A 24,406-nucleotide genomic window follows, 5' to 3' on the forward strand; every position below is an offset into this window, starting at 1 on the left:
TCCCTCCCAACAGGGCGAGGACGCCCATCCAGGGATCTCATCTGCTATTTGCAGAACCCGTCATTCCGACAAGCAAAACTCGACGCTTGGGGGCATGGGCCCCTTCGGTGCAGGAGGGAGCCGAGGCTCGCCGCATGGGCCCCATGTGCGGGAAACGCCAGCACCCCCCCCCGTGCGAAGCTCCCATCGGATGCCCGCAAAGGAAACACGCAGCAAGACGTGCGGGCCAATCGGCTGCAAGGAGGCCGTGCGCGCGGAGATCGCGCCGGCACGGCGCAAGGCGTCAAGGGAGGGGAATATCGTGAGGGCGGCACCGAGAGCCTGCCTTGGGCTCGCGAAGTCCGTTCTCCGCCCTGCGCCTCGCCTCATGCGATACGCGCGCAAAGAGCCTCCCTGTTGTACAGATCTGCTGAATGTGAGAGAATATTCAGCAGATCTGTACAGTTGGGAGGGACGGGCGATGATGGGGATATTGGAAATGGCGAGGAACGCAAACGGCTACGTCTCCTCCGCCCAGGCGACCGCCGAAGGCATTCCAAGGAGGCTCCTGGCCGCCGCCGTCGCTTCCGGCGAGCTGGTCCAGGTCGACCGCGGGCTGTACGCGCTGCCCGACACCTGGGAGGACCCGCTGCTCATAGCGCAGCACCGCTTCTCCAAGGGCACGTTCTCGGATGAGACGGCGCTGTACCTGCACGGCATGACCGACCGCGCGCCGTTCTCGCTGACCATGACCTTCCCGAGGTCCTTCAACACAAAGGCCGCCAAGGGCGCCGGCATCACCTGCCGCACATGCGCCGACGACGTGCTCGATCTGGGGGCGTGCCGGGTGGCGACCCAATACGGGAACGCCGTCCGCGCCTACGACGTCGAGAGGACGCTCTGCGACATCGTGCGGGGCCAGAGGGCCGTCGACTCGCAGGTCGTCGCCCCGGCGATGCAGAAGTACGCGGCGAGCAGGGAGCGCGACCCCGTGAAACTCCTGGGCTATGCCCGCAGGCTCGGGGTCGAGGCGAAGATCAGGAACTATCTGGAGGTGCTCCTGTGAGGACGAAGAACGCGATGCAGCTCAAGGCGCGCATCAGCAACAAGGCCAAGGAAGCCGGGATTCCGGCGCAGGCTCTCATGCAGAACTACCTGATGGAGAGGCTCCTCGAGAGGCTTTCGAAGTCGAAGTGGCAACCGAACGTTGTGGTGAAAGGCGGCATGCTCATCTCCTCCCTCGTCGGCGTTGCCTCGCGCACGACCATGGACCTCGATACGACCGTGCGGGGGTTCGACCTCACCCACGAGTCCGCGGAATCGGTCTTCCGACAGATCGCCGAGCTCGCATCCGATGACGACTGGACCTTCGAGTTCGACCGCACCGAGGACATCCGCGAAACCGACGACTACCCTGGCATCCGTGTGCATTTGAAGGCTCTGTACCCTCCGATGGCAGTGCCCCTGACCATCGACGTGACCACGGGCGACAAGATCACGCCGGCACCCATCGAGTACAGGTACCCGCTGCTCTTCGACGAGGGCTCCATAAGCCTCATGGCATACACCTTGGAAACGGTGCTCGCCGAGAAGCTGGAGACCGTCGTCTCGCGCGGAGTGGCCAACACCCGCCCCCGTGACTTCTACGACATCCACGTGCTTTGGAAGCTCCGGGGTGAGGGATGCGATCCAGCCACCCTCAAGGACGCCGTCTCGGCAACATGCGAGAAAAGGGGCAGCGCCGAAAGGATGGCGCATTGGGCTCATGTCCTCGGCGAGGTGGGGCAAGACGCGCAGATGCTGGCGCTTTGGGCCAAGTACGAGAAGAGGAACCCGTACGTCACCGGAATTACCCTCCAGGAGTGTTGCGAGACGGCTCGTTGGATCATGGCAAGCATCGCCTAAATGGCCGTGCATGGGATTCTGCCGCCTGGTAGAGCGGATCCGCCTCAATCCCGGAAGCTCAACTTCGCTGAGGACCGAGACGCTGGGGATCGCTTTTGAGGCAGCGGGCATTGACTGCCCGGAGCTTCTGATAGGGCAGCGTAGCTCGAAGATCTAGGAGCCATCGTAGAAGCTAGGGGGGGTTGCAGAGCTTCTCTGCCTTTCCCACCTTTGGCATATGGCGTCCATGTTGCCATTGGCTGTTGCTCGCAGCTTGTCGTGACCCACCGTGACCCACCAAAGCACCCTACTCCGCCCCGAAAACCGTGACCCAAATTTGACCCCATGGATTCGCGGGCATTTTTGAGACTGAACCACATTAGGACAAACAGGAACAAACTATAGCGAACCGGAACAAACTGGAGAGAGTTTTCGACTATAGAGTGGGAGTAAGCCGATAGGGCTTTGACCTGCACTTTTTAGTGCCGCACTATGCCGCTGAGTTTCGTTTCGTACGAGAGTCACGGCATAGCCGCCAGCGACATTGGTGAGTAAATACGGTAATCGAGCCTCCGTCCCCGTGTTGGAACGGAGGCTTTTTCTTTGCCGTTTTACTCCCTTTCACCTGCGATTTCGCCATTTACTCCCCGTGTTTCAAGACAACAAGGTACGGGGCGGTATTCGGAGGAATGGGAGTAAGGATTCATCCCAAGTGAATGGACGCGCTGTTTTTGTCCCCGAGGGCGAAAAAAGGCTGTTTCGGGGCCCGTGAAACTCAAATCGAACTCAGTAGGCTTTTCGGCAGCCTCCGCACGGCGTTACCCCAGGTGGTTGATGGGGAGTAAAGAATCTTGCCATCTCAGGGAAAACGGGAGTAACCAGGGGAAATGCCGCGGCGTACCGCCATGTGATGCCGTGTAAGCCACCGCAGCATTTACTCCCGGGGCACGCTGAAAATGTTCGCGTATGCAATGGGGAGTAAAAACTCAGCAGACGCAGGAATGCGCGGCGCTCGCCGCCTAGCTTGGCGTCCTGATTCGGTTTCATTGGTTGCGATATGTGGCGGGTTGCTATAGCGAGGCTTTCCAGTCCTCGTATTCCCGGGCGCCGATCTCGCCGTCCTCGAGCTGCGCGCGCTTCTCCGCCCACAGCTCGATCGCCATCGCAGCTTTGGGCGCGTGCGGAGCGTTGGGGTTCAAGGTGAGCCCCGATCCGTCGGATGCGGGCGCGATGCCGAAGGAGTCCTCGAGCCGCACGAGAAGCGACATGAGGTCGCCCGCGGTCTCGACGCCGTAGTCCTTGAGGGCGTTGACGGAAACGCCGAGCGTATCGGCGATGGACTCGAGCAGCTCGGGCTTCACGGTGCGGATGCCGCTCTCGTAGTGGCGCACGGCCCCCTCGGTCAGACCGACCGCCTCGGCGAGCTGCGCCTGCGTCATGCCGCGCGACTTGCGGTACCGCCTTATGTTCTCGCCTACGGACATGCGCCCTCCTCCTCGAAATACGTACCCGCACATCTTACCAGCGTACGCAAATGTACGCAATTCTATTGACAGTACGGATTCGTACGTTTACTCTGAATCTGTAAAACGTACGTATCCGTACGCTATTGATAGGAGGATCCATGGACGAGAAGGTGGCGAAGACGCCGAGGCCGCACATGCTGGACGTCGACGAGGTCGCGGAGCTACTGAGAATCAAGAAAGGCAGCGCCTACGAGGTGATCAGGAAGATAAACGCCGAGCAGGAGGCGCGAGGGCGCGTGGTGATCCGCGGGCGCGTCCGAAGCGACGTCTTCGACGCCCTGTACTTCCCGGAGGTGGACTGAGATGCCCGTATATCAAGATGAGAGCAACGGAACGTACTACGTGCAATGCTACTACCGCGACGCCCGCGGCTCGAAGCGCCACAAGACGAAGCGCGGCTTCTCGACGGAGGTTGAGGCCGCAGTGTGGGAGAGCCAGTTCAAGAGCCTTAACGGCGGGGCCATGGACATGACGTTCTCCGAGTTCGTCGAGGTGTACGCCTCAGAGGTGAAGCCGCGCATACGCGAGCACACGTGGATCACCAAGGAGTACATCATCAGCGACAAGCTCGTGCCGTTCTTCGGGGACATGCGCATGTGCGACGTGAGGCCGATAGACGTCATCAGGTGGCAAAACGAGCTCACCGAGCACCGGGACGCCGACGGGAAGCCCTGGGCGCCGACGTACCTGCGCACGGTAAACAACCAGCTCAACGCCATCTTCAACCACGCCGAGCGCTACTACGGCCTCACCGACAACCCGGTGCGCAGGGTCGACAAGATAGGCTCGAAAAAGGGCGGCGAGATGCAGTTCTGGACCAAGGACGAGTACCTGAGGTTCAGCGAGGCAGTCATGGACAAGCCGCTGTCGTTCCACGCCTTCGAGCTGCTGTACTGGACGGGCATCCGCTGCGGCGAGCTCCTGGCGCTCACGCCGTCCGACTTCATGCTGGATAGCTCGCGGCTGCGCATCAACAAGTCGTACCAGAGCCTCCGCGGCGTGGACACCGTGACCGACCCCAAGACGCCCAAGTCCGTGCGAACGATCGTCATGCCCGCCTTCCTTCGCGACGAGATGGCGGACTTCATCGAGATGCGCGACGACGTCGCCCCCGACGAGCGCCTGTTCGCCGTGACCAAGCACTTCCTGGCACACGAGATGGAGCGCGGGTGCAAGGCGTCGGGCGTGAAGCGCATCCGCGTGCACGACATACGCCACAGCCATGTGAGCCTGCTGATCGAGATGGGCTTCTCCGCGCTGGCAATCGCCGAGCGCATGGGCCACGAGGCGGTGGACATCACCTACCGCTACGCGCACCTGTTCCCCACGAAGCAGGACGAGATGGCAGCCGCGCTCGACGGGGCGAGGGGGTAAGAAGGATGCCGTGCGATAACAGCGCCCGCAGGCGCAGCAAGACGATGGCGTTCCGCTGCACGCCCGAGGAGCGCAAGCTGATATGCGACATGGCCGCCTGGAGCGGCATGAGCCGACAGGACTACATCATCGCCAAGCTCACCGACACGCAGGTGGTCGTGAAGCCCTCCGTGGGCGTGCAGAAGGCGCTCAAGGACTCGATGGCAGAGTTGACCAAGGAGGTCCGTCTGGCGGCCTCCTACGGCGAGCTGAGCGAGTCCCTGCAGCAGAGGGTCGAGCTCGTGATGAGGTTCTTCCTGGCGCTCGGCGAGTCTGTTGACGTGCCGGCGGTTGAGGCATCACAACATGCCGCACCCTTGAAGGAGCCGACGGCAACCGTCATGGACGCAGGCTCCGACACCGCAAGCATCTTCGAGATGGGACGCAGGTAGGGCCTATCGCCAGACCTCCAACGCCTTGTTCGCAAGCCATTCGGCGCGATCGGCGATGTCGTCCTCGCCCCAAGATTCTTTCTCCAAGGCGCCGGCCATCGTCGCAAGGCCGGCGGCGCAGAGGGCAAGGCCGTCCTTGTACCCCTTTCCCTGCTTCTTGGTGGTCCAATCGGCGTCGCGGATAGAGGCGTTGAGCGAATGCGTGATGATGGCCAGATTGCCGAGCGTGAGGAGCTTCCTGTCCCTTCGCGTCGCGGCCTCCTCGTCGAGGGCTCCCCATTTGTTGCGCCACTTCTTGGGCATCATGTGCTCGAGGGTGTACTGGTTGAACCCGAGCAGGGCCGTGCTGCTCATGCCCGGGCGTATGGCGCTTTCCAACAGATAGAGGACGCCCTTGGACTGGAGGTTGTACAGGCACGATTCCTCGAACGCCGAGCGAACCTCAGCATCGCCGGGCATGTAGGTCGTCGCCTCATCATTGGCTTCAAGAGCCTTCCTCAGGGCCTCAGCGTCCTTCACCTCGTTTAGGATCAGCGAGGTGAACAGCCTGTTGTAGTTCTTGGTGGTCGCCCGAACCAGCATGCGGCGGACGATGTAGCTCTCGAGCGTGGCGAAGACCTTCGCCTGCTCATCTGGCGTTTCCACGCTCTTTCGGACGTACAGCACGTATGGGATGAGCGTCGAGTTCTTAAGGCCGAATATCAGCACGTTCATGCGCTCGGTCGACGGTGCGGGCGGGACGTTCCTATCGCAGCAGGTGGGGTCGAACGTCGACTCGAACACTGCGGCATAGGCGTTCATTGCATTCAGGACCTCGTCTTTGCCCCCGTCGCAGTACCTGCTGATGAAATCCTTGTAGGACTGGAAGAGATTCGAGGTGCGCGAGTAGTAGAGCTTGTCCTCGGCGGTCACGCAGCGCGCCTTATCTTGCACCATGATCTGCAGGAACGCGTCGAAGAAGAGGTCGATAAGCGTTCGCTTGATGCGGCCGGTGACGACCTCCTGGTCCCAAAAGCTCTTCTTCTCTGCCGTCGGCTCGAAGACGTCTTCCCAGCTATCCTTGAACGCCTGCTCGTTCTCGCGGTTGAAGAAGTAGTTCTTCAGGAGCTCTGCCGTGGTCAAGCGCACGCCGAGCGAGTTGATGGTGTCGAATATCTGCTGCTCGTCCTCGCCCTCGGTTAGGTCGATGCAGACGAACTGAACGTTCGACTTGATCGTGTTCCTGTCGACCTTTTCCGGGTCGATGTTCTTGAGGAAGTAGTTGTAGGCGCCGATGATGGCCGAGGAACCCTCGACGGGCTCGCTGCCCGTTGCATTGACGACCTTCTCGAAATCCTGCCGGTCATATTTGCCGTGCCTCAAGGCGACTTCGCCAGTCTCTAGAACGAAATCTCGCTCGAACAGCCTGTTGGCGTCGATTTTCGCGCAAAGCGCCTTGAAGAAGATGACCATGGTCGTGAGGCGCTGCTGGCCATCGATGACGGTGCGAACCTCCGACACTTCGGACCAGGTGTAGCCGGAAGACTCCTGCTTCAGGATGATGGAGCCCAGGAAGTAGGGCCGCTTCGAGGCCGTGACAAACTCCATATCGCCAAGGAAGCGCTCCCACTGCTCTTCTCCCCAGACGTACGCCCTTTGGTAGAAGGGTATTTCGAGCAGGCGCGATCCGTTGAACACGCCGCTTATCGTTGCTTTTCCTGCATCCATTCCTAAAGACCTACCTGTCCCTTGCGGTTATTGCATTCCTATCAAATCGTTTGCGCGCAGGGCGTTTCGTCCACTTCAATCGAAGGCCGAGCTATACGCTATCGGCGGGCCAGCGCTTTCTCCAATTCTGCATCCGCGCGGTCTTCTCTGATGGATCCATTCCGCCAATCGACTTAAGGACATCCTGCGGCCCAACATTCCCGTTTTTGTGCTTCAAGGAGTCTTTTGCTATGTCGTAGGCAAGCTGAACGGATGTCGTCGCGGCAAAGGGTTTTCCCCTCCGCGCCAGATTGAGCGCTTCGGCGGCTCCGCTTATCGCGTTGTTGAACAACTCGATGGCGTCCATCTGCTCGGACGTGTTTTCGACCAGATAGTCAACACCGTCGCTTCCGACGCCGAACTCAACCTCTCCTTGTCTATCCTGCCTTCCGAAAGGCGTCTCTTTTCCAAGGCCTAAATATGGTGTCTGGACAATGCCTTGTCGAGCGGCGCTCGTTTCGAACATGCCGTTGCAGCATCTGATAATCGCAGCGTCTCTTACCTCATCGCCGTAAAGCGGGCAAAACGCAAGCAAGATCCAGTCAACTTGAGCCGATGCCTTCTTGAGAAGCTCATAGGCTTCGCAACTTATTGGGAACTGACCTGGAGATACCTTAGTCTCCTTAAAGCCATCATTGAGGAACCATTGGCGCAAATCCGTATGGATCTCGATCAGGAATCCTTAGGCGGATATCGGCATTGGCGTCAATCTGCGTTATGTTCTCGCGATACGCATCGAGCTTGAACGCATGCCCGCGACCGTCTTTGCCGAACAGTCCCGCGTCGAGCGAAGTCCTGATGTCGTCAACACAGGCGTTCGATTGCTCCCGTATCGCCCGGCTGATCAAATCGCCGAACCCTCGATAAGCCTCTTCTGCCAGAGCGCCCCTGCGAGCTGCATCCTCGTGTTGCTTTCGAAACCGCTCCGCATCCGAAGAGAACCTCGCGGACTTGGATTCAACCTTCTTGCCTCTCCCGATATGGTGGTCAACTCGGAAGTGCTCTATACCAATTATTCTATTTCCGCCTTCGGCCGTGATGAGAATATCGGGCCTATCGAATGGGCGGGCGTCGCCCGACAGTCGGGCGACGTTCCTTCTCGCCTCTCCGCCTTTTGCCCTCGCGGCTTTCAGCGATTGCTCATAAATGGAAAGTTCTGCCTTTTCCTGGTTCTCCTTATGACTCATAAGCGTTGCCTAGCTCATCCTGCCCATCACCTCGAGCAGGTCCTCGTACGTTGCCACGTTGTGGTAGCGCACGTCGCTGGTGCTCATCTCGTTGAAGAGCTTCTTCGCGCAAGCGATCTTGGCGTTTTCCACTCCGGAGAGCTCCAGCGTGTCCATGGTGCCCTTGGTCTCGGCGACGAAGAACACATGGCGCACGCTGCCTTCTTTGAAAGCAATTGCCCAGTCGGGGGCGTAGTTGCCCACCGGTGTGGGGATCTGGAACGTTCGAGGCAGCTTGGCGTAGACCGCTACCTCAGCGGCGGCATCCATGTCCTCGGCGAACCTGCGCTCTCCATCCGAGTCAGGGAACACGAAGCGCTGGATGTTCTTCTTCGCCTCATATGCCTTGCTCGCGTTGTCAGGCATGCGCCCGGTGAAGATTGCCTCATCATAGACGTCGTCGATCTCGTGGTAACTGATGTGTTCAACGACCATCGTCGCTTTCTCCGACACGATGAGCGCAGCGGCCTTCTTGATGAACTCCTCGGGGTTCACGCGGTAGAGCTCGAACACGTTGGGGTCGATGCCGGCGAGAATCGTCGCGGCGCTCCTGCGCGTGATGGCAGCGGCCTGCGCCACCTCGCCCACGAGGTCGTAGGTTACGTTCACGGACGCGGTGCCAGCGTCGACGTCGCGGGTCTCGGTCTGCGTGCGGCCGAACGACGAGCCGCCCTGCACCTCGTCGCGCGTTGCCTGTGACTTTTGCCCGCCGACCGTCAGGGTGTACTGCAGCTTGCTCACGCGCAGGTCGCTGTTGATGCGCTCTATCGACTTGCGTCTCAGCTCGTCGTCCGAGAAGCTGACCGTGTAGGCGTGCTTGCGGTTGATGCGCGCCCACAGCTCCTTGAACTCGCGCTTGGCGAAGTTGTCAGTCAGCGTGTTCTCGGAAATCTTCTCCTGGGCGCGCCCGATCATGCCGTCGAGCGCGTGCGTGTCGTAGACGCTTCTCACCAGCGCTTCGACAGCCTTGGCGTGGGCAACGTCGGCGATTTCCTCGGGCAGCTTCGCGACGAAGTACTCCACGAAGGTGCCATCCTCCACTGCCTTGCGGAACTCAGCGGTCGGCTTGTCGTCGTCATCGATGAGGTCGCACTTGTAGAGGGCTTTGTATACGCGCTTCGACTCCTCCTCGGTGAAGGAGACCGTCTCGCCGTCGAGCACGAAGTCGCGCCCGCTGAACAGGTTCATCTCCACCTTCTTCGGGCGCTCGCGCAGGCTCTTGCTTATGTCGGTCTGCAGATCCTTCACAAACGTCTCGTAGCTCTCCGACGCTATCACGGTGAGCAAGTTCACGCGATGCACCTCGCCGGGTCCCAGCAGGGCGGCGTCCTGACGGTTGCCGTCCTGGTCGACAGCCAGGCGCATGCCGCGGCCGACTTCCTGGCGCTTGCTCGTCTCGGAGCCCGATTCCTTGAGCGTGCAGATCTGGAAGATGTTCGGGTTGTCCCAGCCCTCGCGCAGCGCTGAGTGGCTGAAAATGAAGCGTACGGGTTCATCGAACGAAAGCAGGCGCTCCTTATCGCGCAAGATCAGGTCGTAGGCGCGCTTCGCGTCGTCGTCGTTGATGCCGATGCCATCCTCGCGCTCCGCCTTCTTCTCGGCCTTCGATTCGACGGTATTGCCCTTCTTGTCCACCGAGAAGTATCCGGAGTGCACCGAGCGCGCGTCGAATCGCCCAAGGTACTGCGCGTACGAGGGGTCAAGGATGTCATCCTGGGTCGGGTGCTTCATTCTGTCGGAGACGATGGCCTCGTACTCCTCCTCGAAGATCTTTCCGTAGCCCACGGTTTCTCCGTTGCCGGAGAGATCGCGGTACTTCGCCACCTGGTCGATGAAGAAAAGGCTCAGGCACTTGATGCCGCGGCGAAGCAGCGCCTCCTCCTTTTGCAGGTGGCTCAGGATCGTCTCGCGTATCTGTATGCGCTGCATGTCGTCGGCGGCGGAGTCGCCGTAGACCTCGCCGATGTAGATGCGCCCGTCGTCCCCGATAGAGCCGTCCAGGAAGCGCACGTAGCCTGGACGTCCATCCTGGGGCGGGACCACGCCGTCGTTGCCGCTCGCGATGGTGTAGCCGCGGTACGCTTCGAGCTTCGTCGAGCCGCTGGCGTCGTAGATGCTGTCGCCCTCGCCGAAGCGCGCGGTCCTCTTGCGCACCTTGCCGCCAGACCCCATGCACTTGAACTCGATAACGGCCTCCGGTGCGCGGTTCTTGGACACCACGATGTCGCGCAGGTACAGGTAGCCGTCGGTTCCGCGCATGTTCTTGAGGGCGAAGCCCTTCACCTCGATGCGCTTGACGAGTTTCTGGTTGTAGGCGTCCAGGGCGTCCAGGGCATACACCAGGTCGTGCTTCTCCTTGTGAGTTGCCGAATAGTTCAGCACGAACAGAGGGTTGAAGCGGGCGATGCCCTTCTGGGTCGCGCCTCCCTTCTTTCCCATCTTTTGGGGCTCGTCGCAGATGACGATGGGGCGGTTCGCAGCGATGACGTCGATGGGCCTGCGGCTGCTGAACTCGTCGCGCTCGTCGAAGATGATGCGCGCCGCCTTGTTCTTGGCGCCCTCCTTCATCGACGCGTTGAACGCCTGCATGTTGATGACCATGCAGTTGACATCGCTCGATTGGGAGTACGAATCCAGCTCGGTCAGGTTGTCCGAGTCGTATATGAAGAACCTGATCCTCTTGTGGTATTGGGAGAAGAAGTGCTCCTGGGTGTTCTCCAAGCTCTTGGCCACGCCCTCGCGGATGGCGACCGACGGCACCACCACGATGAACTTGCACCAGCCGTACAGGCGGTTGAGCTCGAGCATCGTCTTGGTGTAGACGTAGGTCTTGCCGGTGCCCGTCTCCATCTCGACGTCCAGCTGGCAAGCCCCCATGCCGCAGAAAAGCTCCTCCGACTCAGGGATCTGGTTGCGTCGCTGCACCGCGCGCACGTTTGCCAGTATGTCGGCGCCCGAAAGCGCGACGGGCGCGTTGGCGTAGCCCTCGGCGCTCTCGTCGCCGAAGTCGATCTCGCCCTGCGCGCGCTTGGGCTTGCGGCCCAGATCGCGCAGGTAGACGGAGGCACCCTGGTTGGGCTGCCCCTCGAAGACCGAGGCCACCGCGTCTGCGGCGTCGGTTTGATACTGTTGTACTTTGAACTTGAACTTCATGTCGACGCCTTAAATCACTTGGGGAACGGTGTCGGGGCTGTAGGTGCGGAAGAGCTCCTCGTAGTTGGCGTGCGTGGCGTCGTCGGCCATGGACGAGTCGCGGATGACGGCGTACCAGGGCTTGGCTTTCGCCATCTCCTCGATGGTGTCGGAACCCACGTTCGCATCGAAGCATGCCGCCAATTTGTCGCCGTCAACGAAAAAGACCTTCCTGCCGGCGAGCATGCGCTCCTCGATCTTCGCTGAGTACGGGATGCCGAGTTTGGGCAGCACCTCGAAGAGCAGATCAAGGTCGGAGCGCCCCTCCTTCACGTTGTCGGCGAAGTCGAAGAGGCTTTCCTGGGCGGTCTCGCCAGGCGTGAGGTAGAAGTCCTTGAAGTTCGAGGAGTCGATGCGCAGCACGCGAAAGCCCAAATCAGGATAGGGTTTGGGCTCGGCACCGAGCTCGAGCTGCTCGTTTTCCTTGTCAATCTGAGCTTTAATATTCTTTCCTACAAGGCGAATTCGTTCCTCGCCGATTTCGCAAATCGTTTTGAATCCGTTTTCAGCTGCATTACTTCCTATGGGACACTTATCTGGTATTTGGACAAGAATGCTACTTCTTTCCCCCCCCCCATCTTCCCTGTTAAGCTCGAAAACAGCCTGAGCGGTTGTCCCAGAGCCCGAAAAGAAGTCAAGCACCGTAAAACTATCATCAGGAATCATTCGAATTAAATACTTAACTAGAGAAGCAGGCTTGGTATATTCAAACAGAGGAAAGCCAAATAGGTCTTTTACTTCGTTAAATGCCTCATCGTTTCTCAAGACGCCGCACTCGTCCTTGTTCAAGAGGTCGGAAGGCGCGATGTACTTTCCTGTGCTATCCAGATAGTAATAAAGGGTCACAAACTTAGGGTTTTTGAATAGAAGCCTTTGCCCGTTTGAAACTCGGTCGTTCAAGGTTTCTTGACTCCATTTAAATCTACCAGTTATATCAATATCGTTAGCGTTTATGCCGTCTCTAACGATAAAGTCCTTGTGAAGAGTTACGTATTTATCTCCATCGCCATATTTGCCAGCAGGGTATATGCCATCAGCGAACGTGCAGTCAACAACTCCCTTGGGAATCAAAAGCCGCGAATGGCCATTACCGCTATTGAACAATGGCGCGGCGGTATTGTATGAGTCGGGCCCTCGCAATCCTTCACAATTTGGAGCGCGGTAAGTAAGTACGTATTCGTATTTATTCCTTATGTATCTACTCAGTGTTGGTGCCTTGCTAGTTTTATTCCATTTGAAAATGCCAACGCGCATGCTAGCCCCAAATATCTCATCACATATTTTGATGAGATTCATCAGCTCATGTTCATCGATGCTTATGCATATGATGCCATCTGAGCTTAGGCAGTCCTTTGCGAGAACTAACCTCTGGTAAATCATCGAACACCATACTGAGTGAAACTTTCCATACCCTTCGGTATTGGTCACCATCTGATAGCCATTGGCCCATTCATCGCTTAATTGCTCGTAGTCTGCATCGTTCTGTCGAAAAGAATCTGGATATATAAAAGCGTCTTTGCCGGTGTTATATGGGGGATCGATATAAATGAAGCGCACCTTGCCAGCATAGGTTTCCTTCATTATCTTCAAAGCATCAAGGTTGTCGCCCTCGATGTAGAGGTTCTCCGTGGTGTCCCAATCTTTAGACTTGTCCGGCTCGGGAATCATCGTTTTGTAGATAGGGCGGCGCGCCTCGGCCTTGGCCTCGCGCTTACCAGGCCAAGTGAACTGATAACGTTCGCGCTGCCCCTCAGCCACATCACCCAGAAGATCGCGCAGCGCGTCGAAGTCCACGGCACGTGCAAGCTCACCGTCGGTGTTCTCTACCTCGGTCACCACCTGAGGGAACAGCCTGGCAATCTTCTCGATGTTTTCAACGGCACCGTCGGGCGTGCCTAGCTCGATCTTTTCCATCTATCTGCCTTCCTCTATGGCGGCGATCTGCCGCTTGAGTTCCTTTGCCTTGTCGAAAAGCGCGTTCTTGCGCGCCACCTGCCGTTCCTTGCGACCGCGCGCCTCTACGCGCGCAAGCTCGTCTCGAAGCGCCTTGAGCCTTGAATCCGCCTCGAAGCGCTCCTCCACGGTTTCGGCGCCGCTGCCGACGTCCCCGTAGGCCACCAACGACGCGAGCGAGTCCCACGCGGCGTCGATGCTGCATGCTCTTACGTCGAGAGCGAGACCGTCGAGCGGGCGCCAAGGTCCCACGACGAGTCTCTTGAGCATCACCGCGAGGCGAACCTCATCGTTGAAGGTACACGCGAACAGCAGCTTATGGGGGTTCGCCTGAGCCACAAGCGCCAGCACTTCTTTGGGGACACAGCGGCTCTTGAGCGCCACTTCCACCACGAGCACCTCATGCACGCGCTCGCCGTCGGGGATGCCGGTCGTGGAGGTCTTTATCGAGTTCGTGATCACGAAGCGCTCGACGTCGTCGACGAAGGACTGGCGCAGCGCAGCGCTTAGCTTCAGGCGGCCGTAGAAGGCCTCTTTGGGTATGCGGCGGCCCACCTCGGTCGTGCTCGGAAGTCCTAGCATCTGGGCCTCACCACCAAGAAGCACACCAGCTCGAAGTCGTCGAGCCCCTCGATGTCGTTCTCCAAGAAGCTTGTCGTGCCGCCGCCGAAGAAGCTGTCGACGTCGGACGCCTCCTTGGAGTCCACGATCGACGCCACCGCGTCGCGCAAGAGCCCAGCCTCGCGGCGCATGTCGCGGCCGTTCTTGGTCTCGCGGTTGTAGGCACGGCACAGGGCTATGTCGGGATCGGACTTGCCTCGGCACAAAAGGCGCATGTCGTCGAGCACTGCCTTGGGCTCGAGGTGGCCGTGGACGACGGAGCCGTCGGACCCCATACGAACCACATAGAACGGGTGCAGGTGGTTCGCGCCGTCGCGGTCGATCTGGCTGTTGACGTTGCGCAGCACGAAGATGACGCCGGGTTCATCGCCCTCCACTACGGCGTTAATGCCGCTCGGAAGCCTGTCGATGTCGGGGTTGTCGCGGTAATAGCCCACAAGGTCCATGCGGAACTCGTTGAGGCCCAGGTCGGTGATGGACACGCCGCCCGAGACGTCCTCCAGGTCCACGACCTCGTCGCGCATCTGCTCGAGCTGCTGGCGGCGGTACTCCAGGTCCCCCGTCTCGTCGGCGTTGATGTAGTCATCGTCGCCGGTGGACGTCATCACGGTGATGCGCATGCGCTCCTCGACGCGCGCCTTGAGCTTGATGTACTCGTCAAGCTCGACGTCCGGCCAGTAGTTCACCAGCTGGATGCGGTCATTCTTAGAGCCGATGCGGTCAACGCGGCCGAAGCGCTGCACGATGCGCACGGGGTTCCAGTGGATGTCGTAGTTCACCAGGTAGTCGCAGTCCTGGAGGTTCTGGCCCTCCGAGATGCAATCGGTGGCGATAACGATGTTCACGTCGCAGCCGGAAAGCTGAGGCGCCACCACGTCGCGCTCCTTCGACGCGGGCGAGAAGCAGGCGAGCACCTCCTGCATGTGCGGGGGCACTGCCTTTATCGTGCAGGCGCAGCCGTCGCCCGTGACCTTGGCGCACTCGAGGCCGAGCTCGCGCTTCGCGAAGGCCGAGACGTTCTCGTAGAGGTAGTCCGCCGTGTCTGAGAACGCGGTGAACACGAGCACTTTGCGGTTGCCCGGGTTGATGGGGCTTTGCGACTTCCCTCGGATCTGCTCGCACAGCTCGATGAGCTTGGCATCGTGGGCGGGGTCGATGTCGCGCACCATCGAGATCAGGACCTCGATGACGGCGACGTCCGCCTCGATGTCGCGCTCCCAGCTCATCCAGTCCATGTCCTCGACGAAGATCTTCGTGGCGCCGCCCACCTCGAAGCCGCTCTCGTCGTCGGGGTCGAAGTCGAACCCGCCCGGCAGGTCGCCGTCGGCCACGCTGGCGCCCGAGGCGAGGCCCCTGCGGTAATCGTCTATGGTCTCGAGGGCGGCGTTCATGGCGGCGAGCACGCGCTCGAGCGTCAGGCGGAACGAGCACACCGAGCTCTCCAGGCGCTTGAGCAGGTTCGTCGTCATGAGGCGGCGCACGCCCGTCTCGCGGCCGCCCAGCGTGAGGTTTCCGCCGCCGCCCATCTTCGCGTACTTCTCCATCTTGCTGGGGTGCACGTACGAGCTCGGCATGTACACGGCGAGCGCGAGGGAGTCAAGCTCCTCGTATATCTCGCGGTAGTTGATCGCGTTCGTCAGCGTCGAGAGCTTGGGGCGCTTCGATATCGGCGGCAGGCGCTTTGGGAAGGGCCCGATGGCGCTCATGTCGTAGTAGCGCTGGATGTGCTTGCGGCTGCGCGCCACGGTCACCTGGTCGAGCACCTCGAAGAAGTCGTAGTCGAGCATGTCGGTGAGGGCGTGCGTCGTCCTCTGCTCGGCGGGCAGCTTCGACCAGCGGGAGTAGACGGTCTGCGCGTTGCGGAACACCGTCTCGATGTCGTTCTCCAGGCGCAGCTTCTCAGACCAGCCGGTGGGGTTGCCCCAGTACGCCAGGGCGAGCTGGTTGCGCAGGTCGCGGAAGCGGTTGTTCACGGGAGTGGCTGAGAGCATGAGCACCTTGGTCTTCACGCCCTGCTTGATGACCTTCTCCATGAGCAGCTGGTAGCGGTTCATCCTGTCTTCCGACGCCGAGTCGCCGCCGTTGCGGAAGTTGTGGCTCTCGTCGATGACGACAAGCCCGTACGCGCCCCAGTTCAGGCGGTCGAGGGGCAGGCCGGTCTCCGACGTGCCGCGCGTGCGAGAGAGGTCGGTGTGGTAGAGCACGTCGTACTGCAAGCGGTCGCCCGCGATGGGGTTGTTCACGACGTTCGAGTTGTAGGTTATCCAGTTGTCGCGCAGCTTCTTGGGGCACAGCACGAGCACGTCCTTGTTCCGGCTCTCGTAGTACTTGATTACGGCGAGCGCGGTGAACGTCTTGCCCAGGCCCACGGAGTCTGCCAGGATGCAGCCGTTGTAGGTTTCGAGCTTGTTGATGATGGCGAGCGCAGCGTCCTTCTGGAAGTCGTAGAGCTTGTTCCAGATGAGGCTGTCTCGGAAGCCCAGCCCCTCGTTGGGCAGCACGTCCTCGGAGACGTCGTCCAGGAACTCGCTGAATATGCGGTAGAGCGCCATGTAGTAGATGAGTTCTGGCGCGTTTTCTTGATACATTGCCGTGATGCTGTCGATGACGGCGTCGGTGACGTCGTGGAGCTCGCCCGAGTCCCATGCGGCTTCGAACTGCTGCAGTAGGGCACGGGACTGCGAGGCGTCCAAGCGCATAGTTACGTCGGGCGCTTCCGTGGAGTTGTCGCAGCCGAGCTTGCGCGTGGTGAAGCCGTCGAAGGGCATGTAGGCCACGTTGTCGTCGGTCTTTTCCACGTTCAGAAAGCCGCTCATACGCCCCTCGCCCTCGAAGGAGCGGAAACGCGCCTTGCGGCGGATCCAGTCGGTGCACTCGGTCGCGACGGCCTTCTGCGTGAGCTCGTTGCGCAGCTTGATCTCGAAGTCGGTGCCGCAAAGGCCCTGCTCTCGGGAAAGCCGCGGGATGTAGAACTCGCGCTTCTCGCGCGCTGGGCGCTGCTTGGTGAACGCCTGCGACGTGAAGACGAAGCGCAGCTCGTCGATGCCTTCAAGCTGGGTTGCGAGTTCCTGATAGGCGTACATGGAGAACACCGACGCGGCTATCGCCACGCGATCGCCGTCGGCTATATTGGCGACAAGGTCGTCCTTGACGATGCGCGCCCTGTTGTCGAAGAAGTCGGGTTGCACGCCTCTATGCCCCCTTCTTCGCAAGCTCTTCGATCATACAGGTGCGCACGAAGGCGGAGAAGCTCATGCCCCGCAGGGCCGCCTCCTCTTTCGCCGCGTCGCGCAGGGTATCGGGGATGCGCAGAGTAACGGACACCTGGTCACCATCCACAAGGTAACTGCGAATTTCGGTTTGGCTTGGATTAGCGTCTATGAGTTGCTTGTACGTCGTCGGCATCTGTGCCCCTATCGCTCAAAATGCAATACAAATGCGTTTCTGAGTATTATACCGCCCGATATCATAAAAATTGCCGGAAGAAGCATTCAAGGGCGAGTATTCGCAGATGAGCGTTCCGCTATCTCATCGATTCGGCACCGCATACACGATGGCTCGGGAATTGGCCGCCTGATAGGAGCAGGTCGTGAACGCGAATACCTTGCTTTCGCCGTCGTATTTGCGCAGGACAACGTCGCTCTTCGCGACCTGTTTCGCAACCGCTTCCGCATCGCCGAAACTCGGGCACATGGTTTCGTATCTCGCATCCACCACGTCGACGGCGATGACCGAAAGATTGTACGAGCGGCCATCACGTGTGTACAGGTCGATTCTCGAATGACCCCTGGCAAACGATTCGTCGCTGTACTTCGCAAAATCCGAGAACACGCCGCCGTCCGACATGTTGTGCCCGTAGATCGGGACGAGAAGCGACCCTTCCGTGCAGTCGGCGTCGATGTATGGGGTGCCGTAGCCGCCTTGGCCGAGCGCATCGAGAAAGAGATAAGCGTTCGGGTTCTGCTTGTCGGCCTTGACTACAGGCTGGCTTATGCTCGTGTTGGGCACCTCCACCCACGCGACGATTTCCTGGGACAAGCTGTCCCAGTCGATTCCCCGGGGCTCCTCATGCTCGCTTTCCTCTGATACGGCGCCTTCGAGCGACCGTGCGATCTTGGCCTCGTCGCTGTCGTCCGCGGCGATCCAGGTGCATAGCGCGGCGACGGCGAGCGCGGCAAGCACTAGGCCGAGCGCCTCGGCGATCTTCTTCATCTTCTTCATTTACGCTCTTTCCAATAAAGAAGGCGGGCCTCGATCGAAGCCCGCCTGAACTTGCGGCGATTTGTTGCTACTCGACAGGTTCGGCGGTCGGTTCCTCAACCTCTTCGCCGGCCTTCTTGCGACGCTTCGCCGCGGCGTAGGCCGCGCCGGCCGCACCGCAGCCCACGATCACCGCCGCGCTTGCCGCAGCAGCCACCTTGGCCGCATCGGCGCCCGTCTTGGGGTATCCCTTGCCTACGGGGTTTTGGGGAACATCAGGCTCCGGAAGCTCGATGGTCTGACCCTCGTCTCCGATGTCCTCGTGCTTCGCGATGACGTTGTCGCCGTCGTCGGCGAGCTTCTCGAAGAACACGAGGGACTTGCCAGCTAGGTCAGCGGTGTTGAGCTCGAACACGACCTCAACGGTGCCGTCGGGCGCCTCGGGCACGAAATCCGTTTCGATCACCATCGGGTTGCCGGCGGCATCCTCAACGGGCTCGCCGGTCGCCTTGTCCACCAGCATGGTGAACAGCTTGTAGCGGTTGCCGGGGGTCAGCCCCTCGAAGCTCACCTCGTCCACGAGCGTCGCGGATTCGCTCACGGTGCCCTGGTTTGTGCCGGTTTCCGCATCGTGGGCCTTTGTTGCGATGTCGACGACGTTGACGGTCTGGCCCTCATCGTCGATATCCTCATGATTCATATAGATGCGGCCTTCGGCGTCGTACATCGCCTCGAACGCAACGAGCGAGGCGCCTGCGAGGCCGGATCCGTCGAATCTGAACTCGATGTCAATCGACCCCTCGAAACCCTCCGCCACGAAATCCTTCTCGGCCGTGATCTCGTTGCCCTCGGCGTCGAGCGCGGGCTGGCCGGTGGATTTGTCCATGAGCTTGCCAGTTACTTTGTAGGTTTCGCCGGGGATGCATCCCGTGTAGGCGACGCTGTCGATGATCGACATGTCGCTGCGCGCCTGGCCCTCATGGGTGCCACTGTCGCCGTCGGCCGCGGTGGTGCCCATGGTCTTGGGCATGTTCTCGACCACGATGGCGAGCTTGGCTTGCATGGAATCGCCGTCGAGCGTGGCCATGCCCTGGTCGTTCACCTCGAAATCGTGGGTTTTGGCGTTGCCGTCTTCGTCGACGTCGCTGATCACGTAGCCCTCCGCCGCGGCTACCTCCTGCAGGTGGTAGCTGCCGTGCTTCAGGTACTTGAGGTCGATGACGCCACTTTCGTCGGTTTTCAGGGTCTGGTCGAAGTCGCCCGCATCGCTCCAGACGCGGAAAACGGCGCCCTCGATAGGCGATTCACCGTCGAGCGAATCCACCTTGGCCAGGCGCAATTCGGTCGGGGCATCGGTCACGTCAATCTGCTCGTCGAACACCGAGACCTCCTGGCCCTGGTAGGTCAGGGCAACGCTTTTCTCGGCAACGTCGAGGGCGTAGCCGTCTTTGACCTTCGCCTCGTATACGGTGTATGTCCCCAGGTAGAGCGGCTCGCTAGTCGCGTGTCCGTCTGCGCCGGTGATGAGCGCCGCCACGATCTGCCCGTCTGCGTAGCGCAGGGTCCCGTCGGGGGTGGAGACGTCGCCTTCGGCCTTCACGATGTAGGTGGAGCCGTCGACGGGCGACCCCGTCTCGGAGTCGGTCTTCGAGACGGTTACGATGCCTTTCTGGGGCGCGTCCTCGAAAGTCAGGACGATCGGATCGTCCCATCCACGGTAGTCGGCGGAAACCGTGAAGGCTGCCGGCTCGGAATCGAGGACGTAGCCCTCGGGCGCTGCGACCTCCTTCAAAAAGTAGCACCCCTCCCCCAAAACCATCGGCAAGGTGAGCTCGCCGCGCTCGTTGGTGGTCCACGTGCTCACGACCTCCTCGTCCGGGTAATGGAGGGTATAGGTGACGAGATCGCCGTCGGCGTCATACAGCTCGAAGCTCGCCGCAAGCGGAATCCGCTTGCCGGTTTCGGCGTCGGCCTTGACCACCTTGAGCGGCGTTTGCGGGATCTTGTTGCTCACCAGAACCGGCGGATCGTACTGCCCTTCGTCGGAGATCGTGACCTTGAAGTCATCGATGGGAAGGAGGGTCTTGCCGTATTCCGCCTTGAACTTCGCGGCGACGTCGGCGGGGATGACCTCGTGCACGAAATAGGTGCCGTACGCCAGCGCCGCGCTCCAGCCCTCGGGCTTCGCCCAGCCGTTCGCATCGGCGTTGCTGTCTTTGGTGGTGGCTAGCCCGTTCCCGTCGGTCGTTATGGTGCACACGACGCCGCCGGGCGCGATCTCCTCGCCGGTTTCGGGGGAAACCACCGGGTTCGCCGAATCATTGATCAGCTGAAACTCGACGCCGGGGACGAGCACGCGCTTGGCGTCCTGCGGCATGTCGCCTGCGCCCTCGGAGTAGATCGACACCGGCACCTCCTTGACGAGGCGGTAGTCGCCGCGCTTCACGGTATCCTTCGCCACGGGCGAGTTATAAGTGGAAACGGCTTCGATGCGGTCGTTGTCCGACTCCACCTTCACGAGATGCGTTTCGGGCGCGTTGCCACGGCCGTCGTCGAGGTTGTAGCCGCAAGGCGCCTTCGTCTCGGTCACAAGGACGGTGCCGAGCGGGATGACCGGCGTCGTCCCGTCGGATGCGTAGTAGAACGCATCGCCGGACACCTTGGAATCGCTGTTCAGATGGGCCTTGCCCTGGTCGTCGGTCGCAAGGACCCAGGTGCGCTCAGGCGAGCCCGATGCGCGGGCCTCGTCGACCGAGGAGTAGATTCCCCTGTAGTACTCGACGGTGAACTCAGCGCCGTTGAGAGCGGAATCGCCTTGGGGCTGGGCCTTTTCGGTGGCGGCGTCCGCCTTGGCTACGACGACGTCGACGGCGTTCGACTGCGGCGTGTCCTGAACATGCCCGGCCGCAACGGTGGCGGCCTTGTCGGGCTCGACCGTCACCGCGTAGGCGGCCTCGTCGATGGCGAACCCGGGTGCGGCCTTAGACTCCTTGAGCCAGTAGTCGCCGGGCTCCACCTCGTCGATCCTGCCGCGGCCGGAGTCGTCAAGGGTCATCACGGACACCGCCTGCGTGCAGGCCTCGTCCGAATAGAGCGTGTACTCGGCCGCAAGGAAGTACGCGTCGTTGCCGCTGCTCATGGCATCGTTGCCCGACTGCTTCTCAAGCTCGACGCTGCCGTAGGGCGTGTAGCTGAACGAGACGATCATCTGCGAGAAACTTCCCGTGTAGAGCTGGAACGCCTTGAAGGACTGCTTGACCTCGCCCATGCGCGAGTACATGAGGCGTCCCGTGGCGTCGCCGTTGATCACCGAGCCGCTGTCGTCGAAGCCGAGCACGTTCTGCTGGCACCACGAGCGGAAAGCCTGGGTGCACCCATGCATGGCCTGGTCGCCGCTCGAGCTGTACGTGTCGGACAGGATGATATGCGTGAGCGCGGCATAGCGCGCATCGTTCATCGGCGTGCCGTCGTACCAAGCGCCGGGCCACATGGAGTAGTCGAAGCCCGGACCGCCCCATCCGAACCACAGGTCGGCGGCGGCTTCGGCGTCGCGGCCTGACGCGGTGCTCAAAGGCGCCTTCTCGTAGCCGCCCTCGGAAGGCGTCGCCTTGGAGGGCTGGGCGCAATAGGCCATCTGGCCGTCTGCCCACATCCACGTGGTGAAGAACCCCGCGTAGGGGATGTTGCCGCCCACGCTCAGGTAGGCGGTTTCCGCCGCGTGCGCCTCCTTCGCGCCGAGCGATGATAGCGCGCCAGCAACGCTCGACGCTGCGAGCAAGAGGGCGAGCAGGCAGCGAGCGAGCTTCCCGCGCATGTCTTCGGGGCTCGCCCCTCGGGCTGTTTCCTTGCTTTCATCCATGATGCACCTCCTAACGGTTACGGGAGTCGAAAGGGGCATGTTCGTTGGCGAGCGCCGATGCTCCGCTTCGGGCGTCGCTCGCGCGCTGCGCCAGGGTGCGCTCGTCGCGCGCCTTGGACTGCGCCTGCAGGTAGCGGCTTCGCGCCTCGTCGAGGGCGCCCTTGATCTGCGCCGGCATCGCGTAGACGGTGTCGCGCATAGGCTTGCCGTCTTCGCCCATCACGGGTTTCCCTTGGTCGTCGAGCAGGGTCTTCGAAAGCCGCACCTCTCGGTTGGCGAGCAGCGGGATGTCCCGGTAGTCTTCCCCCTTGAAGCGCGAGGGGTTCACGAAAAGCGGGCTGAACTGGTAGTAGCCCACGTCGGTTCCGTCGATGACGGTCCCTTTGGGCAGCGTCACCGAGTTGAACGCCCTCGTCTCGCCCGTGGCGCGGTCGGCGTACTCGATGCCGGTGCGCACGAAGTCCTTGTGGAGCGTGACGTAGACGTTCTTCTTGTCTTCGCTCATTGCTGTCTCCTTTGCATGTTCTTGGATTTGAGCGCAAGGCCGAGTGTGGAAGGGCCTTGCATTGCGCGGCCGCTTTTAGCGCCGCGGCCGCCCGGCGCAGGTCATCCCATCGCGACCACCTCCTTTCGGTCTGCCCGGTTTCGCTAGAAGCCGCTCATGGCGTCCCTTGCCCACGAGCCGCTCTTCGCGAGCGAGAGCACCAGCAGGACGCACATGGCCAGGTACTGCAGCGCGTAGGTGAGCCCGTTGGCTATCCCGTCGATCGGCGTTCCCGTCCCGGGGTTGGCCGCCACCAGGCCGCCAAGGATGATCGGGAACGCTATGAGCAGCACGAGTATCACCAAGCCGGCGAGGCACACCGAGGCGAAGTTCTTGATGTATCCGACGCCCACCTGGCGCGTCTCGTCGAGCGCCATGAGCGACAGCGGGATCGGCGCGAGCATCGCAAGCACGTAGAGCTGTATGGCGCGCGCCCAGCAGACGACGAGGCTCACTATGTAGGCGACGAGCACCACGAGCCAGCTGATGAGGGAGACCACGAGCATCGCCACGAGGGCGGCCACGTCATCGTCGGTGGTCACTATCGAGACCTTCGCCAGGTCCATCGCGCTGCCGGTGCCGAAGAGGTCCGCCGCCCTGCGTATCGCGAGGCCGACCACCTCGTAGAGCGATGTCATGAGGTCGAAGCTGTTCTGCATGAGGAAGAGGAACACCGCGAAGAAGACGAGGAGGAAGACCACTTCCTTCACGCCGGGCATGCCGGCGCTTCCGTCCATGCGCTGGGATATCTGGATGAGCTTGATGGTGAACACGAGGGAGAGGACCCCGCAGCCGATCGGCAGCACGGCCACCGACCATATGCCGCGCACCACGTCGTACACCGACACGTCGCCGGCCGAGCCAAGCATGTTCCGGAAGCCGGCGCCGAGGATCCCGTCGTAGCCGATGGACTTCAAGACGTCCACTTGCGCGGCGAACACCCAGTTGCACACGCCACGGAGCATGTCGCACAGCCAGCCGTTGATGTCCTCGGCGATGCCCGCCCATGCGGGCTGCGTCGGCACGAACACCGCGCAGCAGACCGCGAACGAGAGCGCGGCGAAGACGGCCGCTTTACGGATGGCCATCCTTTCGACGTGCACGCCCATGGCTACACCGCCCCCATGGCCCCATCTTGGGACACGCTAACCGTCACGATGGTCGAAGCGGCGTCATCGAGCGTGAACGTGGTCAAGGTGCTGTGCGCACCGTAGTCGATCCAGACCTCTTCGTCCCACGCTGCCGACGTTGCGTAAGGCGAATGCGCCTTCGCGAAAGTTTCTAGGATCGACTCGAAGTCGGCCTCGTTCTTGCCGGTGAGCGCGCAGAGATCCTGTATGTCGCTGGCTATCGACAGCGCGGTTTGCGCCTTGCCGTCCTGGACGTAGGTAGCTTTGAGCAAATCGCACGTCAGCGTCGTCGATGCGCCCTCGTTCTCGATGCGCACGACCGTATCGGCGCCCGGAATGGCGATGTCCTCGGAGGCGCTCAGGGTCACGCTCAGGCCAGTCGCGTCGGCCTTCTCGTCGCTCACCGTGTAGTAGATCACGCTTGCGGAGTCGGCCGTGCGCTCGATGAGCGCGTCCTTGATGATCGAGAGCTTCGAGGCTCCGTCGCGGCTCGTCCACGAGGTGTTCGCCAGCGACGAGAACTCGCTTTCGCTTGGCTGCCGCTCATCGGGCGCCTGCCGCGAAGATTGGCTCGCCTTCGCGTCGTCCTGCTTTCCCGACGCCTGCTCTTGCGGCGCCTGCTGCCCGTTTTGGGCATCGGGCGCATCCATCGAGCAGCGGGCGGCTCCCGCGCCGATCGTCAAGGCAACGGCGCCCGCTGCCACGGCGGCCACGATCCTTGTTTTTCCGTTCATGTCTCCA

19 protein-coding genes are annotated in these 24,406 nt (G+C 61.2%); 5 read left to right on the forward strand and 14 right to left on the reverse strand.

Going from position 1 to position 24,406, the window contains the following annotated elements; genetic code table 11:
* Positions 1-478 precede the first annotated feature (478 nt).
* Complete coding sequence (locus GPA_RS16290) at positions 479-1,045, forward strand: type IV toxin-antitoxin system AbiEi family antitoxin domain-containing protein (protein ID WP_015540554.1); 567 nt, start codon at positions 479-481, stop codon at positions 1,043-1,045.
* Positions 1,042-1,884: a nucleotidyl transferase AbiEii/AbiGii toxin family protein gene (locus GPA_RS16295; RefSeq protein ID WP_041239837.1), complete on the forward strand. Its 843-nt coding sequence runs from the start codon at positions 1,042-1,044 to the stop codon at positions 1,882-1,884. The genes GPA_RS16290 and GPA_RS16295 overlap by 4 nt, the downstream gene beginning before the upstream one ends.
* A gap of 1,049 nt (positions 1,885-2,933) precedes the next feature.
* Here GPA_RS16295 and GPA_RS16300 read toward each other — a convergent pair.
* Complete coding sequence (locus GPA_RS16300) at positions 2,934-3,347, reverse strand: helix-turn-helix domain-containing protein (RefSeq protein WP_015540555.1); 414 nt, start codon at positions 3,345-3,347, stop codon at positions 2,934-2,936.
* A 140-nt stretch (positions 3,348-3,487) separates the two neighbouring features.
* Here GPA_RS16300 and GPA_RS16305 point away from each other — a divergent pair, with 140 nt between their 5' ends.
* From GPA_RS16305 to GPA_RS16315, 3 genes are read left to right on the forward strand one after another with little or no spacing between them, the layout of a single operon-like run.
* Positions 3,488-3,691 carry a hypothetical protein gene (locus GPA_RS16305; protein WP_002564174.1) on the forward strand — a complete coding sequence of 68 codons (204 nt, stop codon included), beginning with the start codon at positions 3,488-3,490 and terminating at the stop codon, positions 3,689-3,691.
* Between the two features lies 1 nt (position 3,692).
* Entirely contained in the window at positions 3,693-4,763 is a 1,071-nt protein-coding gene (locus tag GPA_RS16310; protein WP_015540556.1) for a site-specific integrase, read from the forward strand.
* A gap of 5 nt (positions 4,764-4,768) precedes the next feature.
* Entirely contained in the window at positions 4,769-5,194 is a 426-nt protein-coding gene (locus GPA_RS16315) for a plasmid mobilization protein (protein ID WP_041239838.1), read from the forward strand.
* Between the two features lie 3 nt (positions 5,195-5,197).
* Here the strand turns inward: GPA_RS16315 and GPA_RS16320 are convergent, their stop codons facing one another.
* From GPA_RS16320 to GPA_RS16380, 13 genes are all read right to left on the reverse strand, one after another.
* Positions 5,198-6,901 carry a DUF262 domain-containing protein gene (locus GPA_RS16320; RefSeq protein ID WP_015540558.1) on the reverse strand — a complete coding sequence of 568 codons (1,704 nt, stop codon included), beginning with the start codon at positions 6,899-6,901 and terminating at the stop codon, positions 5,198-5,200.
* A 91-nt stretch (positions 6,902-6,992) separates the two neighbouring features.
* Positions 6,993-7,595 (reverse strand): hypothetical protein, encoded by a 603-nt coding sequence (locus tag GPA_RS16325; RefSeq protein WP_156791096.1) that lies wholly within the window; start codon positions 7,593-7,595, stop codon positions 6,993-6,995.
* Entirely contained in the window at positions 7,573-8,127 is a 555-nt protein-coding gene (locus GPA_RS16330; protein WP_015540560.1) for a hypothetical protein, read from the reverse strand. The genes GPA_RS16325 and GPA_RS16330 overlap by 23 nt, the downstream gene beginning before the upstream one ends.
* A gap of 9 nt (positions 8,128-8,136) precedes the next feature.
* Positions 8,137-11,319 carry a type III restriction-modification system endonuclease gene (locus tag GPA_RS16335; RefSeq protein ID WP_015540561.1) on the reverse strand — a complete coding sequence of 1,061 codons (3,183 nt, stop codon included), beginning with the start codon at positions 11,317-11,319 and terminating at the stop codon, positions 8,137-8,139.
* A 9-nt stretch (positions 11,320-11,328) separates the two neighbouring features.
* Positions 11,329-13,272 (reverse strand): site-specific DNA-methyltransferase, encoded by a 1,944-nt coding sequence (locus GPA_RS16340; RefSeq protein WP_015540562.1) that lies wholly within the window; start codon positions 13,270-13,272, stop codon positions 11,329-11,331.
* Positions 13,273-13,893, reverse strand: coding sequence for a DUF4391 domain-containing protein (locus tag GPA_RS16345; RefSeq protein WP_015540563.1), 621 nt, complete (start codon positions 13,891-13,893; stop codon positions 13,273-13,275).
* Positions 13,887-17,120, reverse strand: a complete 3,234-nt coding sequence (locus GPA_RS16350) for a helicase-related protein (RefSeq protein WP_041239839.1) — start codon at positions 17,118-17,120, stop codon at positions 13,887-13,889. Before GPA_RS16350 ends, GPA_RS16345 begins: the two co-directional genes overlap by 7 nt.
* Before the next feature lie 4 nt (positions 17,121-17,124).
* A complete protein-coding gene (locus GPA_RS16355; RefSeq protein ID WP_015540564.1) occupies positions 17,125-17,337 on the reverse strand; it encodes a YlcI/YnfO family protein in 213 nt (70 codons plus the stop codon).
* A 123-nt stretch (positions 17,338-17,460) separates the two neighbouring features.
* Complete coding sequence (locus GPA_RS16360) at positions 17,461-18,153, reverse strand: class B sortase (protein ID WP_015540565.1); 693 nt, start codon at positions 18,151-18,153, stop codon at positions 17,461-17,463.
* Positions 18,154-18,220: 67 nt separating this feature from the next.
* A complete protein-coding gene (locus GPA_RS16365; RefSeq protein ID WP_041239840.1) occupies positions 18,221-21,991 on the reverse strand; it encodes a VaFE repeat-containing surface-anchored protein in 3,771 nt (1,256 codons plus the stop codon).
* A gap of 10 nt (positions 21,992-22,001) precedes the next feature.
* Positions 22,002-22,496, reverse strand: coding sequence for a hypothetical protein (locus tag GPA_RS16370; RefSeq protein ID WP_015540567.1), 495 nt, complete (start codon positions 22,494-22,496; stop codon positions 22,002-22,004).
* Positions 22,497-22,639: 143 nt separating this feature from the next.
* On the reverse strand, positions 22,640-23,644 hold the full coding sequence (locus GPA_RS16375) for a TrbL/VirB6 plasmid conjugal transfer protein (protein ID WP_015540568.1): 1,005 nt from the start codon (positions 23,642-23,644) through the stop codon (positions 22,640-22,642).
* A gap of 2 nt (positions 23,645-23,646) precedes the next feature.
* A complete protein-coding gene (locus tag GPA_RS16380; protein WP_015540569.1) occupies positions 23,647-24,399 on the reverse strand; it encodes a hypothetical protein in 753 nt (250 codons plus the stop codon).
* Positions 24,400-24,406 lie beyond the last annotated feature (7 nt).

The sequence above is a fragment of the Gordonibacter pamelaeae 7-10-1-b genome (assembly GCF_000210055.1).
GTDB lineage: Bacteria > Actinomycetota > Coriobacteriia > Coriobacteriales > Eggerthellaceae > Gordonibacter > Gordonibacter pamelaeae.

Bases quoted from the DNA above. Each gene is read 5' to 3' on its own strand.
- GPA_RS16290 (WP_015540554.1), top strand. From the start codon at position 479: ATGGCGAGGAACGCAAACGGCTACGTCTCCTCCGCCCAGGCGACCGCC.
- GPA_RS16300 (WP_015540555.1), bottom strand. From the start codon at position 3,347: ATGTCCGTAGGCGAGAACATAAGGCGGTACCGCAAGTCGCGCGGCATG.
- GPA_RS16305 (WP_002564174.1), top strand. From the start codon at position 3,488: ATGGACGAGAAGGTGGCGAAGACGCCGAGGCCGCACATGCTGGACGTC.
- GPA_RS16310 (WP_015540556.1), top strand. From the start codon at position 3,693: ATGCCCGTATATCAAGATGAGAGCAACGGAACGTACTACGTGCAATGC.
- GPA_RS16315 (WP_041239838.1), top strand. From the start codon at position 4,769: ATGCCGTGCGATAACAGCGCCCGCAGGCGCAGCAAGACGATGGCGTTC.
- GPA_RS16320 (WP_015540558.1), bottom strand. From the start codon at position 6,901: ATGGATGCAGGAAAAGCAACGATAAGCGGCGTGTTCAACGGATCGCGC.
- GPA_RS16330 (WP_015540560.1), bottom strand. From the start codon at position 8,127: ATGAGTCATAAGGAGAACCAGGAAAAGGCAGAACTTTCCATTTATGAG.
- GPA_RS16335 (WP_015540561.1), bottom strand. From the start codon at position 11,319: ATGAAGTTCAAGTTCAAAGTACAACAGTATCAAACCGACGCCGCAGAC.
- GPA_RS16340 (WP_015540562.1), bottom strand. From the start codon at position 13,272: ATGGAAAAGATCGAGCTAGGCACGCCCGACGGTGCCGTTGAAAACATC.
- GPA_RS16345 (WP_015540563.1), bottom strand. From the start codon at position 13,893: ATGCTAGGACTTCCGAGCACGACCGAGGTGGGCCGCCGCATACCCAAA.
- GPA_RS16355 (WP_015540564.1), bottom strand. From the start codon at position 17,337: ATGCCGACGACGTACAAGCAACTCATAGACGCTAATCCAAGCCAAACC.
- GPA_RS16360 (WP_015540565.1), bottom strand. From the start codon at position 18,153: ATGAAGAAGATGAAGAAGATCGCCGAGGCGCTCGGCCTAGTGCTTGCC.
- GPA_RS16365 (WP_041239840.1), bottom strand. From the start codon at position 21,991: ATGGATGAAAGCAAGGAAACAGCCCGAGGGGCGAGCCCCGAAGACATG.
- GPA_RS16370 (WP_015540567.1), bottom strand. From the start codon at position 22,496: ATGAGCGAAGACAAGAAGAACGTCTACGTCACGCTCCACAAGGACTTC.
- GPA_RS16375 (WP_015540568.1), bottom strand. From the start codon at position 23,644: ATGGGCGTGCACGTCGAAAGGATGGCCATCCGTAAAGCGGCCGTCTTC.
- GPA_RS16380 (WP_015540569.1), bottom strand. From the start codon at position 24,399: ATGAACGGAAAAACAAGGATCGTGGCCGCCGTGGCAGCGGGCGCCGTT.